At 60.9% G+C, this 17,269-nt stretch carries 19 protein-coding genes and 1 other RNA gene; 14 read left to right on the top strand and 6 right to left on the bottom strand.

Going from position 1 to position 17,269, the window contains the following annotated elements; genetic code table 11:
- Positions 1-13 precede the first annotated feature (13 nt).
- The 6 genes from dhaL to dhaK are packed head-to-tail and all read left to right on the top strand — an operon-like array spanning position 14 to position 4,427.
- Positions 14-625 (top strand): dihydroxyacetone kinase subunit DhaL, encoded by a 612-nt coding sequence (gene dhaL, locus ACE3PP_RS11700; protein WP_374382293.1) that lies wholly within the window; start codon positions 14-16, stop codon positions 623-625.
- Complete coding sequence (gene dhaM / locus ACE3PP_RS11695; RefSeq protein ID WP_374382290.1) at positions 622-1,011, top strand: dihydroxyacetone kinase phosphoryl donor subunit DhaM; 390 nt, start codon at positions 622-624, stop codon at positions 1,009-1,011. Before dhaL ends, dhaM begins: the two co-directional genes overlap by 4 nt.
- Before the next feature lie 37 nt (positions 1,012-1,048).
- On the top strand, positions 1,049-1,378 hold the full coding sequence (locus tag ACE3PP_RS11690) for an HPr family phosphocarrier protein (protein ID WP_374382287.1): 330 nt from the start codon (positions 1,049-1,051) through the stop codon (positions 1,376-1,378).
- Entirely contained in the window at positions 1,272-2,969 is a 1,698-nt protein-coding gene (ptsP, locus tag ACE3PP_RS11685) for a phosphoenolpyruvate--protein phosphotransferase (protein WP_374382284.1), read from the top strand. Before ACE3PP_RS11690 ends, ptsP begins: the two co-directional genes overlap by 107 nt.
- Positions 2,954-3,406 (top strand): hypothetical protein, encoded by a 453-nt coding sequence (locus ACE3PP_RS11680; protein WP_374382281.1) that lies wholly within the window; start codon positions 2,954-2,956, stop codon positions 3,404-3,406. The genes ptsP and ACE3PP_RS11680 overlap by 16 nt, the downstream gene beginning before the upstream one ends.
- A gap of 19 nt (positions 3,407-3,425) precedes the next feature.
- Positions 3,426-4,427, top strand: a complete 1,002-nt coding sequence (gene dhaK / locus ACE3PP_RS11675; RefSeq protein WP_374382279.1) for a dihydroxyacetone kinase subunit DhaK — start codon at positions 3,426-3,428, stop codon at positions 4,425-4,427.
- Between the two features lie 67 nt (positions 4,428-4,494).
- Here the strand turns inward: dhaK and ACE3PP_RS11670 are convergent, their stop codons facing one another.
- The gene (locus ACE3PP_RS11670) at positions 4,495-5,610 is read right to left on the bottom strand and encodes a PotD/PotF family extracellular solute-binding protein (protein ID WP_374382276.1); all 1,116 of its coding nucleotides are present in this window, start codon (positions 5,608-5,610) and stop codon (positions 4,495-4,497) included.
- A gap of 285 nt (positions 5,611-5,895) precedes the next feature.
- Here ACE3PP_RS11670 and ACE3PP_RS11665 point away from each other — a divergent pair, with 285 nt between their 5' ends.
- Genes ACE3PP_RS11665 through ACE3PP_RS11655 form a run of 3 tightly spaced genes read left to right on the top strand, consistent with a single transcriptional unit; the run spans position 5,896 to position 8,790 of the window.
- Positions 5,896-6,879: an ABC transporter permease gene (locus tag ACE3PP_RS11665; protein WP_374382273.1), complete on the top strand. Its 984-nt coding sequence runs from the start codon at positions 5,896-5,898 to the stop codon at positions 6,877-6,879.
- Positions 6,880-6,881: 2 nt separating this feature from the next.
- Positions 6,882-7,685: an ABC transporter permease gene (locus ACE3PP_RS11660; protein WP_374382270.1), complete on the top strand. Its 804-nt coding sequence runs from the start codon at positions 6,882-6,884 to the stop codon at positions 7,683-7,685.
- Between the two features lie 4 nt (positions 7,686-7,689).
- Complete coding sequence (locus tag ACE3PP_RS11655; protein ID WP_374382267.1) at positions 7,690-8,790, top strand: ABC transporter ATP-binding protein; 1,101 nt, start codon at positions 7,690-7,692, stop codon at positions 8,788-8,790.
- 3 nt (positions 8,791-8,793) lie between these two features.
- Here the strand turns inward: ACE3PP_RS11655 and ACE3PP_RS11650 are convergent, their stop codons facing one another.
- From ACE3PP_RS11650 to tkt, 5 genes are all read right to left on the bottom strand, one after another.
- The gene (locus tag ACE3PP_RS11650; protein ID WP_374382264.1) at positions 8,794-9,990 is read right to left on the bottom strand and encodes a serine hydrolase domain-containing protein; all 1,197 of its coding nucleotides are present in this window, start codon (positions 9,988-9,990) and stop codon (positions 8,794-8,796) included.
- A 98-nt stretch (positions 9,991-10,088) separates the two neighbouring features.
- Positions 10,089-11,036 carry a heparin lyase I family protein gene (locus tag ACE3PP_RS11645; protein ID WP_374382261.1) on the bottom strand — a complete coding sequence of 316 codons (948 nt, stop codon included), beginning with the start codon at positions 11,034-11,036 and terminating at the stop codon, positions 10,089-10,091.
- 20 nt (positions 11,037-11,056) lie between these two features.
- Positions 11,057-11,455 carry an MAPEG family protein gene (locus ACE3PP_RS11640; protein ID WP_374382259.1) on the bottom strand — a complete coding sequence of 133 codons (399 nt, stop codon included), beginning with the start codon at positions 11,453-11,455 and terminating at the stop codon, positions 11,057-11,059.
- Positions 11,456-11,586: 131 nt separating this feature from the next.
- Positions 11,587-12,597 carry a type I glyceraldehyde-3-phosphate dehydrogenase gene (gene gap / locus ACE3PP_RS11635; protein ID WP_374382256.1) on the bottom strand — a complete coding sequence of 337 codons (1,011 nt, stop codon included), beginning with the start codon at positions 12,595-12,597 and terminating at the stop codon, positions 11,587-11,589.
- A gap of 23 nt (positions 12,598-12,620) precedes the next feature.
- Positions 12,621-14,618, bottom strand: coding sequence for a transketolase (tkt, locus tag ACE3PP_RS11630; protein ID WP_374382647.1), 1,998 nt, complete (start codon positions 14,616-14,618; stop codon positions 12,621-12,623).
- A 293-nt stretch (positions 14,619-14,911) separates the two neighbouring features.
- On the opposite strand from tkt, the gene ACE3PP_RS11625 reads away from it, so the two are divergent.
- From ACE3PP_RS11625 to ACE3PP_RS11605, 5 genes are all read left to right on the top strand, one after another.
- Positions 14,912-15,139, top strand: coding sequence for a hypothetical protein (locus ACE3PP_RS11625; protein WP_374382253.1), 228 nt, complete (start codon positions 14,912-14,914; stop codon positions 15,137-15,139).
- 5 nt (positions 15,140-15,144) lie between these two features.
- Positions 15,145-15,474, top strand: a complete 330-nt coding sequence (locus tag ACE3PP_RS11620; RefSeq protein WP_374382251.1) for a cell division protein ZapA — start codon at positions 15,145-15,147, stop codon at positions 15,472-15,474.
- A 14-nt stretch (positions 15,475-15,488) separates the two neighbouring features.
- A non-coding RNA gene (gene ssrS, locus ACE3PP_RS11615) (6S RNA) lies at positions 15,489-15,646 on the top strand.
- Between the two features lie 45 nt (positions 15,647-15,691).
- Positions 15,692-16,309 carry a 5-formyltetrahydrofolate cyclo-ligase gene (locus tag ACE3PP_RS11610; RefSeq protein WP_374382248.1) on the top strand — a complete coding sequence of 206 codons (618 nt, stop codon included), beginning with the start codon at positions 15,692-15,694 and terminating at the stop codon, positions 16,307-16,309.
- A 22-nt stretch (positions 16,310-16,331) separates the two neighbouring features.
- Positions 16,332-17,159 (top strand): YmdB family metallophosphoesterase, encoded by an 828-nt coding sequence (locus ACE3PP_RS11605; RefSeq protein WP_374382245.1) that lies wholly within the window; start codon positions 16,332-16,334, stop codon positions 17,157-17,159.
- Positions 17,160-17,269: the final 110 nt, after the last annotated feature.

Raw genomic sequence — 17,269 nt, 5'->3', positions numbered from 1 at the left:
CGAGCTTGATTGCATGAAACAGGATGCGGAATTGCGGGCGGCGCTGTTGCGGGCCATCGGCGAGGTCATTGCCGGGCATGCCGAGGAATTGACCTCCCTCGACCAGGCCATTGGCGATGGCGATCACGGCATCAACATGAAGCGTGGCTTCGAGGCCGTGATGGGCGACGCTGCGGCTCTCACCTCGAAACCGTGGCCGGACTTCCTGAAGGCCGTCGGCATGACGCTGGTGATGAAGGTTGGTGGCGCGTCCGGCCCGCTCTTCGGCACGCTCTTCATGACGTTGGGGAAGGAACTCCCGCCAGAGCCGCGGGCTGGGGATGTCGTCAAGGCCCTGCGCGCAGCCATTGTTGCTGTTCAGGCGCGTGGCAAGTCTGAAGCTGGGCAAAAGACCATGTTGGATGTTCTCATCCCGGTGGCAGAACAGTTGGAGGCGGGCAATCTCTCCCTCGATCAATTGAAGGAAAAGGCGCTTGGCTCGGCCGAGGCCACCAAACCGCTGAGGGCTATCCGCGGGCGCGCTTCGTTCCTTGGCGACCGCTCGATTGGACACGTTGATCCGGGGGCTCGGTCGTCAGCCTTGATGATCGGTGCTGTGGTGGATGTACTGAAGGAAGTGGCATGAACAGGGTTGGTATCGTTATCGTTTCGCATTCGCCCAAAGTGGCGGAAGGGGCGGCGGACATGGTGCGGCAGATGGTCGGCGATGAGGTGCCGCTGGCGTGGTGCGGCGGTGATCCGGGCGGCAATTTGGGAACCTCGGTCGAACACATATTGGGCGCGATAGACAAGGCATGGTCCGACGCCGGGGTCGCCATCCTGGTGGATCTTGGCGGCGCGGAGACGAATTCCGAAATGGCGGTCGAGATGCTGCCGGCCGAGCGCCAGGGCAAGGTCGTCGTTTGCAATGCGCCGATTGTCGAGGGCGCCGTCATTGCCGCGACCGAGGCGTCGGGTGGGTCTTCACTGGACATTGTCCGGCGAACCGCCGAAGAACTGTCGCCGCAGTGAGTGAACCAATCCGAGTCGTTCTTTGATCCAGGTGAGCATGACGGAAAGCACGATCAAGGCAGCCATCGAAATCACCAACCCGACCGGCCTTCATGCCCGGCCGGCGGTGAAGATGACCAAGCTCGCCAAGAGCTTTGTGGCCAAGGTGCAGCTTGCCTTTGCAGCGGACGGCCCCTGGATCGACGCCAAGAGTGTTGTAAAGGTGATGGCGCTCAAAGCGCCGAAGGGAGCGGTCCTGCATTTTGCCGCCAGCGGCGCCGATGCGGGCGATGCGGTCGCGGCCCTCACCGATTTGGTGCGGCGTGATTTCGACGAGCATCTGGAGGGCGAGGGCGCTGGATCTGCCGGGACGGGGCATGGCGGCTGAGTCGTGGCATATCGGGCGGGCTGCGGCACCTGGGCTTGCCGCTGGGCCACTCTTTGTCGCCCGTCCGGATACCGGCTCGAAGATTGCGGTCGGCGCGCCGGACGAAGAAGCGGAAAAGCTGCGCCGTGCCATAGTACGCGCCATCGCAGACATCGAGGCGCTGCAGCGGGAAAGCGACGGCGAGGCCGCCGAGATTCTGGAATTCCAGATTGCCATGCTTGGTGACGAGGCTTTGGCTGAAGGCGCCTTTGTCGATATTGAAAGCGGTGAGGCGGTCGGAACCGCCTGGAGCGCGGCACTTGACGTGCAAGTCGCGGAATACGCAGCGGCCGAGGACGAATATTTCCGGGCACGCGCCAGCGACTTGGCAGATATTCGGGACCGCGTCCTGGACCAATTGCAGGGAAGGGCCGTCAGTCTGCCGCCGAGTGGTTCTATTTATCTGGCCGAGGATCTGCCGCCGTCGCGCTTTCTGGCCTGCGACTGGTCGGCCGGTGGTGGTATAGCGCTGACCGGCGGCAGTCCATCCAGCCACGTTGCTATGTTGGCAAGGGCGCGGGGCGTGCCAATGGTCGTGGGTCTTGACTTCGATCTATCGCAGCCGGTCGCCGGGATGCAGGCCTTGCTGGATGGCGCGGGTGGGCGGCTGACCCTTGATCCGGAGCCGGAACTCGCCGACGCGTTCGCTCAACGTATGTCGGCTGCGGCCGCCGAGGCGCAGCAATGGTCGCAATATCTGCATCAACCCGCTGTCACTGCGGATGGGGAACGGGTAACGACGCAAATCAATGTTGCTGCGCCGGCAGAACTTGATGGAATAGACCCGTCAATCTGCGATGGGATCGGATTGGTGCGAACGGAGTTTCTCTTCCATGATCAGCCTCATTTACCCGATGAGGAGGAGCAATATCAGGTCTATCGCCGGATTGTCGATTGGGCGGACGGGCGCCCAGTCACCATCCGCACGCTTGATGCAGGGGGCGACAAGCCGATCCCCGGCCTTTCGGTTGCGGCTGAATCAAATCCATTCCTGGGCCTGCGTGGCATTCGTTTGTCGCTCGCTTATCCGGATATATTCCGGATCCAGTTGCGTGCACTGGCGCGGGCGGCCGTGCATGGGGCCATCAAGGTTATGCTGCCGATGGTGACAATCCCGTCGGAAATCGAGGCGGCGCAGGCCCTGTTGTCGGGGGAAGTGGCTGATCTTGAACGCACGGGTGTCCCGTGCCGCTTGCCTTCCCTGGGTATCATGGTTGAAGTGCCTGCGGCAGCATTGGCGGTCGATCGCTATCCAGCTGCATTCTACTCGATCGGCTCCAACGATCTTACGCAATATGTAACGGCAGCGGCTCGCGATGTGTCGTCGGTGGCCGCTCTCAACGATACCTCCAATCCTGCCGTATTGATGTTGATTGAGCATGTCGCACGTTTTGGTCGGGATGCCGGGCGCGAAGTCAGCCTTTGCGGCGATGCCGGTGGCGATCCGCGTTTGCTGCCGCTGTTGCTGGCTGCCGGTGTGCGCAACGTCTCAATGGCGCCCAGTATGCTGGCCCGGGCGAAGTCGGTGATATCAGGGTGGCAGAGATCATGAACGCCGATAGTGACAATATTGTACGCGATGGAATTGGTGTCGAAGCCTCTGCGATGGCGGAATATAAGGGCATTCTGCAACGGCTGCTCGACAACCGTCCTTCCGGCACGCGGCAGCGGTTGGCGCATGCCTTGGGCAAGAATCGCAGCTTCATCACGCAAATAACCAATCCAGGTTATGCCGTGCCGATTCCCGCGCCACATTTGGAGACGATCTTCGAGATCGTCCACTTTCCGACAGCGGAACGTCAGGCATTTCTCGATGCCTACGGACGTGCCCATCCGGGGCGATTGCAGCGGGCGCAAGCAGGGCGCCGCAATCGGACGGCCACGCTTCACGTCCCCGATCTGGGTGACGAGGATCGCAATCGTCGCCTTGATCATATGTTGAGCGAACTAGCCGTCCAGATTGCCAAGATCATCGACGACGGCCAATAAACTGCCGGGGAGGATCGCCATGAAGAAACTGATCAACACCACTGATACGGTTCTTGCTGAAACATTGGATGGCTTTGCGGCCGCCCATGCCGACATCGTCGAATTGGGAGACGAGCGCAAGTTCATCCGCCGCCGCATATTGAAGAAAGGCAAGGTCGGATTGATCTCCGGTGGCGGTTCTGGGCACGAGCCGCTGCACGGTGGTTTTGTCGGGCATGGGATGCTCGATGCTGCTTGCCCTGGCCAAGTTTTCACCTCTCCGACACCGGATCAAATGCTTGCCGCAGCCCAGGCGGTGGATACGGGTGGTGGCGTCCTCTTCATCGTGAAGAACTATGAAGGCGATGTGATGAATTTTGCGATGGCCGCTGAAATGGCCGCTGAGATGGCGAATGGGCCGATCGCAACCGTGATCACGGACGATGATGTTGCCGTGGAAACGTCGACCTATTCCACGGGCAGGCGTGGGGTTGCAGGAACATTGATCGTCGAGCGTCTGGTCGGTGCTGCAGCTGAACAGGGGACGACCATCGATGCGCTCAAGACCTATGGCGATGACGTCAACAGCCGTACCCGATCGATGGGTGTGGCGCTGACCAGTTGCACAGTGCCGGCCGCCGGCAAGCCCACATTCACTTTGGCTGAAGATGAAATGGAGATGGGTGTCGGTATTCACGGCGAGCCTGGACGGCGCCGGGTCAAATTGGCGTCGGCTGATGCAATCGCAGCCGAGATGCTTGGGGCGATTACCGGCGATCTGACGCCAAAGCCGGGGCAGCAGGCGATCTTGCTCGTCAATGGATTCGGCGGCACACCGTCGATGGAGCTCTATTTGATGTGCAATGCAGCGCGGCGAATTCTCGCGGGCCAGAAAGTGCTGGTCGCCCGCTGTTTGGTCGGGTCTTATGTCACGTCTCTGGAAATGGCCGGCTGTTCGCTGACCTTGTCGCTGGTCGATGATGCCGACTTGGCGCTATGGGACTCACCGCTGCACACGGCCGCCTTGCGTTGGAAAATGTGATGCTTGGATGAGCTACAAAGAAAGCCCGGCGCGTCCCAACGCCGGGCTTTCCCGTATCGCCGGAAGTCTACTGCTTCAGCGCTTTGATCTCTTCCCACAGCTTGATGTATTTCTGATTCCGCGCCGTTTCGACCGGCTCGAACAGAATGCCATCCGCCAAGTAGGCAATCGGATCGGTAATGCCAAGCGCCTTCACCTTCTCCGGATCGGCAATTTCAAAGGCCTTCCGGTTGGCGTGGCCATAGCCATACTCATTAATGAGATATTTGCCTGTCTCTGGTGACAGCCAGGCGTCGAGGAAATCATAGGCAGCGGCTTCATCCGCCTTGCCGGTGTTGAGCAGCGTCAAACCGCAAAGCCAGGTGAACCGACCCTCCTTGGGCTTGGCGAAAGCCATCGGAATTCCCTGTTCGGTCAACGACTTCACGGCTTCGTTCCAGGCATAGGCGGCAACAATTTCTCCAGACGCAAGTGCTTGATTGATTTCCGTTTGATCGGTCCACAGAAAGCGACTGTTCTTGACCATCTTTTCTGCGAGCGGGCGTGTTGCAGCCAGCTCTTCATCGGTCATCTCGAAAATTTTCTTCCGGGAATAGCCAAGCAAAAGCCCCGCAATTTCAAGCGCAGCTTCTGTGTCTGACATGGCCACCTTGCCCTGGTAGCGATCGTCCGTGAAGATGGCCCATGACTCGTTCTGGGCAAAGTCCGGCTCAACCAGGTCGGTGCGATAGGCGATGCTGGAAATACCCCAATCGGCCGGCGCCATGTACACTTGTCCGTTGACCATAACGCCGCCGGTCTTCAGTGGATCGAAGACATCGTTCCAATGGCTGAGGCGGGACGTGTCGATCGGCTTGGCCATGCCAGCTTCAACGAAGGGCAGAAGCGAATAGGTGCAAGGATGCACGGCATCTGCATTGAACCCGCCACGGACCTTTTGCAGCGCTTCGTCTTCGTTAGCGAAGATGGAGAAGGCCGGCGGCGCACCATATTTGGCGACATAGGACCCGAAAAGATCCGGAATGTCATAGCCGCTCCATTCCATGACGACGAGTTGCTCGGCGGCGCGCGCCTGTCTCGGCATCAGCATGAAGCCGACACCAAAGGCAGCGGCAGAGCGCATGACATCACGCCGTGAAACGCGGCCCTGCGCCATGCGATCGATAAATTTAACGCGGTTCATACCCGTAAGCCCCCTATCTGTCTGGATCGTCTTATTTGATTAGTTGATCTCAACTTGGCGATTTGACGACCACCTGTATACGGCTGTCAACGGGCATTGCAGGGTATCGCAAATGTTTGATTGTGGACCGGCTTTTGCTTCTCCCAACCCATGAAACAAGGTCGCGCATCCATGAATCACGCGCGACTTGACAGTCGAGCGTCGAGCCATTGAAACTCTGCTTCAAGACACGGCGCAGTAAGATCGTGTTGCAAGGGATGGTGGCGTGACTGGGATTTTCGCGAAATGAGCGACGCGGCGGAGAGCGGCGTCGGCACTGGGTCGGTCCGTGTTTTGGCGGCTAAGAGTACGGTACTACAGCGTTATCCCTGGATAAGAGGGTATCTGCTGATGTTGCCGACGCTAGTTGTCATGCTGGCGATGCTGGTGGCGCCAATTATCGCGATGGTTGTGCGTAGCTTCTGGACTCAGAACGTCTTCGAGATCGATACGACGTTCACCATGCGCAACTACCTGCAGATTTTTGGGTTGGGCGACAAGATAACCTATTGGATGGGAATTCCATTTCCCTTCGCCAATCCGGTCTACCTTATCCTATTGGTCAAATCGATCCTGATGTCGCTGACTGTGACCGCTTTTGTGGTCCTGCTGGCCTATCCGATGGCCTATTTCATGGCCTTTCGCGTGCACCGCCGCAAAGTGCTGTGGTTGATCCTGATCACGGTGCCGATTTGGACGAGCTATCTGCTCCGCGTTTTCGCCTGGAAGATCATGTTGGGCTTCAATGGCGTCATCAATTCGAGCCTCATGAAGCTTGGGCTCATCGATCAGCCGCTGGAGTTTCTGCTCTACAGCCCGACAGCCGTGATGTTGACGCTGGCACATGCCTGGGTGGCCTTCGCCATTCTGCCGATTTACGTGAGCCTTGAGAAAATTGACCGATCGCTGCTTGAAGCGGCGACCGATCTCGGTGACCGGCCCTGGGAGCGCTTCTGGCATATCACGCTGCCCTTGTCGGCACCGGGCACGATCGCCACGGCCTTGATGGTCTTCATCCCGACGGTCGGCGATTACGTGACACCGGCCCTGGTCGGCGGTTCCGGTGGCAGCATGGTCGGCAATTCCATCCAGATCCTGTTCGGCCGCCAGAACGATGCGCCTTTGGGTTCAGCGGTTTCGGTGGTGATGATGGCACTCGTGACGGCGGTCGTCTGTCTGTTCCTCTGGGCTGTCGGCTATCGCAAGATCCGCGCGCGTGAGGCAGCCTGATCATGACGAAGAAGATCGACTTCCTCCTTGTGTACGGGATTCTCTTTCTGATTTTCCTCTATGGTCCCGTTCTTCTGCTGCCGCTCTTTTCCTTCAATGATGCGATCTACGCGATCTTTCCGCTGAAGGGCTTCACGCTGAAGGCCTATCAGCAGATGGTCCACGACCCGTCCTTGATCAAAGCCCTTAAGAACAGCCTGACGGTGGCCATCGGCGTTTCCCTGGTCAGCACCACATTCGGCCTGCTGGCGGCGATGGGTGTCACGCGCTACAAGATGCCGGGGCAGGGGCCGGTCATGAGCGGGATCATGCTGCCGCTGGTGGTGCCCAGCATCATTCTCTCCGTCGCGTTGCTGGTTATCGTTCGTCAAGTCTTCGATATTCCGCTCACCCTGTGGACCGTCGGGGCAGGGCACGTGCTGCTCTGCGTGCCGTTTTCCATGATGGTGCTGATGGCGCGTCTCGAAGGTTTTGACCGCAGCCTCGAGGAGGCTTCGGCGGATCTGGGTGAAAATGGCTGGATGACTTTCTGGCGCGTGACGTTCCCGCTGGCGTTGCCGGGCGTCGTCTCCAGTCTGCTGATGTCCTTCACAATCTCGCTCGACGAGTATGTGATGGCCTTCTTCTTGTCGGGGCTCGACCAGACGCTGCCGATCTTCCTCTATAGCCAGTTGCGCTTTCCGCAACGCCTGCCGATGACATTGGCATTGGGCAGCACGATTCTCTTCGTCTCGACGATCATTGTCATCTTCTCGGAAATGCTGCGTCGTCGCGGCGTTCCCACCACCAAGCCAAGCGGGTTGTGAGATCATGCCGAGTGCCGATTCCATCATTTCCCTGAACAATGTGTCCCGCCATTTCGGGCCCGTACGCGCTGTTGACAATGTCAGCTTCGAAATCCGGCGCGGCGAGTTCTTCTCGCTTCTGGGGCCGTCTGGGTGCGGCAAGACCACTTTGCTGCGCATGCTGGCGGGTTTCGAGGTGCCGACATCGGGCTCAATCGTGATCGATGGACAGGACGTCTCGACCGTGCCGCCCTATGCGCGGCCGACGAACATGGTGTTCCAGAATTACGCGATCTTTCCGCATCTCAATGTCGGGCAGAACATCGCCTATGGGCTCCGTAAAAAGGGGCTGCCCAAGCCGGAACTGAGCCGCGTGGTCGAAGAGGCGTTGGAACTGATCAAGATGCCGGGATATGGCGCCCGCGCCAGTCATCAGCTTTCGGGTGGCCAGCGTCAGCGAGTGGCCCTGGCGCGGGCGCTCGTGTGCAAGCCCAAGGTTCTGCTGCTCGACGAGCCGCTGGGGGCGCTCGACAAGAAATTGCGCGAGGAAATGCAGATCGAATTGCGCCAGATTCAGCGGACAGTCGGCGTCACTTTCGTTTTCGTCACGCACGACCAGGAAGAGGCGCTGGCGCTCTCCGACCGCATCGCCGTGATGTCGGGGGGCAGGGCGATGCAGATCGACAGTGCCACCCGCCTCTATGAAGCGCCGAACTGCCGGGAGGTGGCGGCGTTCATCGGGTCGATGAACTTCTTTGCCGGGAAGCTGCGTTCGGTGGCCGGTGGATCCGCCAGCGTCGATGCTGGTGCGATGGGCAATCTGGCTGTCAGCGTCAACGGAGCGGCCCCCGCACTTGGTTCAGCGGTGACTGTCGCGGTACGCCCGGAAAAAATGCGCCTCGCCTGGGAGAAGCCGGCTGGCGCCGGCAATGCCATCGCCGGTACGGTTGCGGCCGAGGCCTATTTCGGCGATCGCAGCCACTATCACGTGGCGATCGAGGGCCTCGCGGCACCTATCGCCGTGGCGCATCAGAAGTCCGAGCGGTCGCTCGACGATGCCAGCACCATCGGCCGGCCGGTTTGGTTGACTTGGCCGGAAAGCGCCGCCGTACTGCTCGATAGCTGACGATCAGCCGAAATGGGCGCCGATGGCGCAGAGGCCCGCCAGGATGTGGCGGTCCATGCCTTCATCGACGGGCAACGGCTGCGACGATACCTTGACCACCACGGTATCGGCCTTGCGGTCGATGAAGATCCACTGGCCATGAATGCCGACGGCGCAGAATGATCCGCGCTTCTCGTCGACAATGTACCATTTGCTGCGATACTTGCCGCCCGGAATGAACTGGGCCATGTCGCCGCGTGCCCAGGCGCCGGCATCGCCATTGGCGAGAATGTCGTCGACCCAGTTGCGCGGCACGATCTGCTTGCCTGAAACGGTACCGTGGTTGCGCATCATCTCGCCGAAACGACCGAGATCGCGCAAGGCGGCGCTCATGCCGCCGGCCGTGCGCGCGGCACCCAGGCGGTCGACGGTCACATAGGCCGGCATTTCGGCACCGATATGCTGCCAGATTCCGTCGCTCAGGAGATCGGCGAGCTTCCGGCCGGCGGCACGTTCCAGGAGCCACCCCAACAGGTCCGAGTTGGGCGAGACGTAGTGGAAGGTATGACCGTGATCGGTGCCGGCGCGCTTGGTCGTCGCCAGGAAGCCGCGCAGGTCCGGCATGTCGCTGAGATCGTCGAGCGGGTTCCAGCCGCTTGCCCGGCGATAGCGCATGAAATCGCCCTTGGGGTCGAGATAGTCTTCCTTGAAGTCGATGGCGACCGTCATATCCAGCACATGCCGGACAGTGGCGTCGCCATAGGCCGAACCCTTGGTCTCCGGCAGGTAATCGGCAACGAGGGCATCGGGGTCGAGCTGGCCGTTGGCGACAAGGAGACCCGCAAGCGTCCCGGTCACCGACTTGCTGACGGAGAAGATGATATGGGGTCGATTGGCCGCCAACGCACCGGCATAATATTCGGTAGCGATTTTACCCTGATGCAGGACCAGGAAGCCGTCGGTGAAGGTATCGCCGACCATGCTGGCGATCGTTCCGCTCTGTCCGTCTGCGGTCTTATACGCGAGGGCCATGAGATCGGCGGGTGCCTGTTCCAGCAAGCGTACCGAAGCTGGGTCGTGCGCGATGATGGCGCTGGGGATGATCTCGGAAACGTGGGAAAAGGCCCAGCGATTGAAAGGCGCCAAACGCCAATTCGCGAGCGTCACCTGATTGGCTGTATCTGCGGGCGATGCCTGCATCAACGTTGCTTGATAGGGCATCTCATTCATCCCGGCACCTGTCTTGTTTTCCACATGTTCAAGAGATGCTGCAATCTAGCGCCGTGCGGCACGCGCTGCCAAGTGGGCCAGTCGATCAATTACGGCATGGAAGGGTCGACGGCAGCGAAGCTGTCACCACGGGCGAGATTGTCGAGATAGACCGTCGTAGCGAACGCGGCTTTATCGCGATAGGGGCCGAACTTGAAGTATTGCGGCTGGCCCTCAGCGCCCCCATGTCCGACGAACCCGCTGGCGCGCGCGATCTGGTGGCCATTCGCCCAAACTTCAACCAAGCCGTCGGGCCCACCCTTGACGCGATAGACAAGATCGGTCCAGCGATCGAATGGCATCGGGAGATAATCCAACCGCTCAATGGCAATTGCCTTGGCTGGCTTCAACCCTGATGGCCCACCGTCCTTGGTTTCGCAGATGGCGGGTGTCTGAAGTGTCAGGGATTGCTTCGCGGCCATCGCCTGGTCAAAGGCCAACAGCAGTTTGCACCCATAGGCACGCCCGGTCGCCGGATTGGTCCGGTCCGCATCGACATCGAGCGTTACATGGAAATAACCACCGGTGAAGCGCTGGGCGATAAAGGGGCTGTCATCGATGCGCGCTTTCCACTGGCCGATGACAAGGCGTGTGCCGTCATCCAGCGGCGCGCTGTGTCGGTCGATCCACATGGCAAAGCCATAATAGAGGTCGTCGCCGAAGGTCGGGCCAAAGTCGAAACTCTCCCAGATCTCGGCGCGCTCCTTTTCGTCGGGCGTGTATTCGGCATAGCGACCGGCAACGAGGCACGAGGTTGCCTTGGGGACCCAGGTCGCCGTGCTGAAGACGGGTTCCGGAATGACGAGCTTCAATGCCTGGGTGCCGTTGCGTGCTCGTTCCTGGCTGAGGGAGATCAACCCCTCCGGCCTTTCGCACGGAACGAACGAACCCGCAAAGGTGACGGCTTCGAACGTTTCCCGCACCGGAACCGGTGATTTTGCCAGCGTAGGTTCCGCTGCAGCGAAGAAAGCAACGCCAAAAAGCAAAGCGCGTAGCATGGAAGGCAGCTCGACCGATGTCAGACGAGCTCGATGATCATCAAAACGATGCCGACAAGGGAAACCGCCCAAGACGCGGTCCGCAGCCACGGAATGCCGGCAAGGTAGATCGCCGCATAGGCCAGACGCCCCCAGATGAACATTTGCGCGCCCAAGGCTGTTGTCGGCGAGTTGTGACCCGTCATCTGGACGATGAGCACCAGCGCCGCAAAGAGCGGCAGGTTCTCAAGCATGTTGCGGTGTGCCCGCTGCGCGCGTCCGGCAAGGCCCGTTACTGCCGGCATGTCATCCCTGTTGCCGGCCAGGGTCGCAAGTCCAACCTGCAGATGCAGGGTAATGGCAGATACCACCATCTGCGCAAGGCACAGCACCACACTCCATACCAGGAGCGATAGTTCGGTCGTCAATTCGGCCGGCATGACATCCTCCCACAGAGTTTATCGCGGAATGATACTGCCGGGCGCCCAGGGCGAACAGGGGGCATCGGGGCAAAAGAAAAGCCCCCCGTGCCTGAGCACGAGGGGCTTGTGTCCCGGACGCCGGGCGTTGTTTAGCCGAGCTTGCCGACCGCAACGAGCGTATCGCACATGCGGTTCGAGAAGCCCCATTCATTGTCGTACCAGCTCAGCACGCGGACCAGCGTACCCTCGATGACCTGGGTCTGCGAGAGATCGAAGGTCGAGCTGTTCTGATTGTGGTTGAAATCAACCGAGACCAGCGGCTGGTCATTGGTGCCGAGGATCCCCTTCAGCGGGCCGCTGGCGGCCGCCTTGACGATCGCCGCATTGACCTTTTCCTTGGTCGTGGGCTTCGAGGCGACGAACTTGAAGTCGACGACCGAGACATTGGGCGTCGGCACACGGATCGACGAGCCGTCCAGCTTGCCTGCCATTTCCGGCAGCACCAAACCAACGGCCTTGGCGGCACCGGTGGTGGTCGGGATCATGCTGAGGGCTGCCGCGCGGGCGCGGTAAAGATCCTTGTGCATGGTGTCGAGGGTCGGCTGGTCGCCGGTATAGGAATGGATCGTTGTCATATAGCCGTGCTCGATGCCGACGGCCTTGTTGAGGACGGCCACGACCGGCACCAGGCAGTTCGTGGTGCAGGAGGCGTTGGAGATGATCTTGTGCGCCTTCTTCAACTTCTTGTCGTTGACGCCGTAGACGACGGTGAGGTCGGCATTGGTGCCCGGCGCCGAAATGACGACGCGCTTGGCGCCGGCATTGATGTGCTGCATCGCCTTTTCACGGTCGGTGAAAAGGCCGGTGCATTCTGCGACGACGTCGATCTTCAGATCCTTCCACGGCAACTTCGACGGATCGCGCTCGGCAGTCACGGTGATCCAGCCACGGCCCACATCCATGGCGCCGGCCTTGGTCTTAACTTCGCCCGGAAAGGCGCCATGCACGGAATCGCGACGGAAGAGGTGAGCGTTGGTCTCGACCGGACCGAGATCGTTGATCGCGACGATCTCAAGGTCCTTGCGGCCAGATTCCATCATCGCGCGGAGCACGAGACGGCCGATGCGGCCGAAGCCGTTGATCGCAACCCGAATTGCCATTGTTCTTACCTTTCTCGTTGTGATCAGAGTTTCGCCGTCACGGCCGCGACGATGGCCGCCGGCGTGATGCCGAAATTGGTGTAAAGGTCGTTAATCGGTGCCGAGGCGCCGAAGCCCTTCATGCCGATGAAGATACCGTCGGTGCCGATATAGCGCTCCCAGCCGAAACCGATGGCGGCTTCGATGGCGACCTTCAGGCCGGTGCCGAGCACTTCCTTCTTATAGGCATCCGACTGCTCGTTGAAGAGCTCGCAGCTCGGCATCGAGACGACGGCCGTGCCGATGCCCTTTTCCTCGAGCAGCTTCTGGGCGTCGACGGCGATGGCGACTTCCGAACCGGTCGCGATCAGCGTCACCTTGCGCTCCTTCTGCGTCGGGCGGATGACGTAGCCGCCGCGCGCGCAGTGATTGGCATTGGCGGCGTCGGCGCGGAGATGCGGCAAGGCCTGGCGGGTGAGGGCCAGGATCGACGGCCGGTCCTTGGTGGTCAGAGCCAGCGCCCAGCACTCCGCCGTTTCCATCGTGTCGCAGGGACGGAAGACGAGCAGGTTGGGAATGGCGCGCAAGGCCGCCAGATGCTCGACCGGCTGATGGGTCGGGCCGTCTTCGCCAAGGCCGATCGAGTCATGGGTCATGACATAGACCACGCGCTGGTTCATCAGCGCCGACAGGCGGATGGCGGGGCGGCAGTAATCGGTGAACACCAGGAAGGTGCCGCCGAAGGGGATGATGCCGCCATGGAGCGCCATGCCGTTCATGGCCGCGGCCATGCCATGCTCGCGGATACCGTAATAGATATAGTTGCCGCCATAATTCTCGGCACTGACCGGCTTGGTCGCCTTGGCTTTGGTGTTGTTCGACCCGGTGAGGTCGGCCGAACCGCCGATCAGTTCCGGAATGGCCGGAACCAGGGTGTCGAGCACCAGCTGCGAGGATTGGCGGGTCGCAAGCTTTGGCGCGTCCTTGGCAATGGCGCTCTTCAGGTCACCGACGACCTGGGCGAAATTGGCCGGCAGTTCGCCCTTCATCGCCCGTTCGAATTCCGCCTTCTGCGCATTGGCGTCCAGGCGCTTGCTCCAGGCGTTCATCGCCTCGGCGCCGCGGCCGCCGATTTTGGCCCACGCGTCCTGAATGGCCGCCGGAATCTCGAACGGCGCATAGCTCCAGCCGAGCTTCTCGCGCGCACCGGCCACTTCGTCCTTGCCGAGCGGCGAACCGTGCGTGGCCGACGTGCCTTCCTTCTTCGGCGCGCCATAGCCGATCACCGTCTTGCAGGCGATAAGGCTCGGCTTGGTCGATTTCTTGGCGGCGGCGATGGCGGCCGAGACCGCTTCCGGGTCGTGACCGTCGACGCGGGTGGTCGCCCAGCCGCTGGCCTCAAACCGCTTCAACTGGTCGTCGGAGCAGGAGAGGGAGACGGCGCCGTCGATCGAAATGCCGTTATCGTCGAAAAGGACGATGAGCTTGTTGAGCTTCAGATGACCGGCCAGCGAAATCGCCTCATGGCTGATGCCTTCCATCAGGCAACCGTCACCGGCGATGACATAAGTGTAATGATCGACCAGATCGTCACCGAAGCGGGCATTGAGCAGGCGCTCGGCCAAAGCGAAACCCACCGAATTGGCAATGCCCTGGCCGAGCGGCCCGGTCGTGGTCTCGACACCCGGCGTATGACCGAATTCCGGATGGCCCGGCGTCTTGCTGCCCCACTGGCGGAAGCGCTTCAGTTCGTCGAGCGTCACACCCGGGACGCCGGTGAGGTGGAGGAGCGAGTACATCAGCATCGAACCGTGGCCGGCCGACAGGATGAAACGGTCGCGATCGGGCCAGGCCGGGTTGGCGGCGTTGAACTTCAGATGCCGCTGAAACAGGACCGTGGCGACATCCGCCATGCCCATCGGCATACCTGGATGGCCGGAATTGGCGGCTTCGACTGCATCCATCGACAAAGCGCGGATGGCATTGGCGAGATCTTTGTGGGGGATCGTGCTCTTGGCGGCGGCGGCCGAGTTGGCGTCCATCATCATTCCTTGGATGACCGGCAGATACCGGGGAATCCTCAAGTGGCGGCCGACCGATCCGGCCGCCGGATCGGGGCGGAACATGCCCGCCAGAGGGCGCTAGGTCAACACCGGAATCCCGCTGAATTTGGCGCAAACTTCTAAGTTCTTACAGCTCTGCGACAGATTGGCGGGCAGGGTCGGTTGACGCCACTCAAAGAGGTCAGGTAAACGAGAAGGTCACCAATTCAAACCGGCCCCATGAGGTCGGAAGCAGAATCGGACCGTCGCAACCGGGGGCAGGAACCGACAGGATGTCCAAATTGGATACGGCACTGAGCCGCCTCGATGCGGCCATGGCGCGGCTGGATTCGGCGGTCGAGGAAAGCTCGTCCCGCGGATACCGGGACCGCGACCTTCTGCAGACCGAACTGGCCGTGCTGCGCCAGACCTATTCCCTGCTGCAATCCGAAGCGCGGCTGGTGTCCGAGCGCCTCGACACCGTCATCGGCCGCATGCATTCCGTGACTGAGGGGGCCTGAACACCATGCCGACCGTCACCATTGCCCTGAATGGCCGCAATTACGACATCGCCTGCGGTGAAGGCGAAGAGCCCCGGGTCCAGGAATTGGCCGGCGAATTGCGCCGCCGCATGGAGAGCCTCGCCAAGCATTCCGGCCCAGTGGCCGAAAACCTGCTCTTTGCCCTGACCGGTTTGCTCCTGGCCGACGAGCTCGACCAGAAGAACCGGCAGATCGCCCAGCTCAAGGGGCAGCAGGAAGATCTGGTCCAGCGCCGTGAAATCGCCCTGGCCGATACGATCGAACGGCTCGCCGTGAAGATCGAGGCTATTGCGGCCAGGCTGGAAGCAGCCTAAGTACCTCCCTGGGCGGAGCGCTGCAGGGTGCGATAGGTCGTGAATTCCCTGAGGCCGATTCTTAACCTCTAGGGAGCTGTCCCTACCTGGATCGAGGTCCAGGCACATGGCGCCCACCTGCTTAAGCAGGCCCGGAGGAATCAGACGTGCCAACGGCCCAGGCGGCACCGCCCACCTAATTTACAGCCGCATCTCTGATCGAGCGGATCGATCGAAGATGCGGCTGTTTGCTGTCCGGTCGATCACAGGCTGCTTTATGGATTCTCAGGAACTCGCTGATTTTAAAGCTGATTTGCGCAAAGAAATGTTTGCGCGCCGGGAAGAGGCCTGGCGTGCCGATCCGCTGGCCGGCGAGGTGCTGAAGCGTCACTTGATCGAAGCCCTGGCCATGCCGCCGGGACTTGCGGTCTCCGGCTACTGGCCTTTGCCCGGTGAAATCGACGTTCGGCCGACACTCACCCATTATCACCGGGAAGGGCACCGGGTTGGTCTCCCGGTGGTTGTTGCCAAGAATGCACCGCTGCTGTTCCGCCAATGGGATCCGGCGGTGGATCTGGTGCAGGGCGCATTCCGGGTCATGACCCCGCCGCCGGAAGCACCAGAAGTCGAGCCGAGCGTGATCCTGGTGCCGCTGCTGGCCTTCGATCCGGACGGGTACCGGCTCGGCTATGGCGGCGGCTTCTATGATCGGACGCTGGCCAAGCTCAAGGCCAAGGCGCACACTGTCGCGGTCGGGGTCGCCTTTGCTACGCAGGAAGTGCCGATGGTTCCGCGCGGCGACTTCGACCATGCGCTCGATTTCATCGTCACAGAGCGCGCTGTTTTCAAGTTTTAATGCAATAGAAAGACATAACTGAATGAATTTGTTGTTTTTGGGTGATTTGGTGGGGCGTGCGGGCCGAGACGTTGTCGTCGAACGCCTGCCAGGCCTTCGGCGCGACCTCGGCGTCGATTTCGTCGTCGCCAATGTCGAAAATGCGGCCGGCGGTTTCGGCATCACCCAGAAGCTGCTCAACGAACTATTCGCCGCCGGGGTCGATTGCGCGACCACCGGCAACCATGTCTGGGACCAGAAGGAAACGGTTGCCTTTATCGGCAGTGAGCCGCGCCTGCTCCGGCCGCAGAACTTTCCGGCGGGCACGCCTGGCAAGGGGGCAGGGCTCTTCCAGACCGGGCGCGGAAAAAAGGTCTTGGTGGCGAACTTCATGGGCCGGCTCTTCATGGATCCGCTCGACGACCCCTTTGCTGCGGCCGAAGCGCTCCTCAAGACCTACCGCCTCGGCGGCAATGTCGATGCGATCCTCTTCGACATCCATGCCGAAGCAACCAGCGAAAAGATGGCCTTCGGCCATTTCGTTGACGGTCGGGCGAGCTGTGTTGTGGGAACGCATACCCACGTGCCGACGGCCGACCATATGATCCTCGAACACAAGACGGCCTATCAATCGGATGCCGGCATGTGCGGCGATTATGATTCCGTCATCGGTATGGAGAAATCGCTCCCCGTCCTGCGTTTCACCCGGAAACTCCCGACCGAGCGCCTCAGCCCGGCCGCTGGGCCTGGAACCATGTGTGGCGTTCTGGTGGAAACCGATGATTCAACGGGCCTTGCGCGCCGCATTGCGCCGGTGAGGGTGGGGGGCAAGCTGGATCAGACGCTCCCGAAATTCACCGCAACGGCTTAAATTCCAGTTCGCTGACGAACTTGGATTGCTTGAGATTAACCTGCGCTTAAATGGTCTGCTGGCACTCATGAGGCGAGAGCAACCTCTGTCCGAGTCACGCTGGATCGTTT

Source organism: Dongia sp., assembly GCF_041910485.1.
Taxonomy (GTDB): Bacteria; Pseudomonadota; Alphaproteobacteria; order Dongiales; family Dongiaceae; genus Dongia.
The sequence above is the reverse complement of the archived record's forward strand: the minus strand, read 5'-3'. Positions and strand labels throughout refer to the sequence as shown.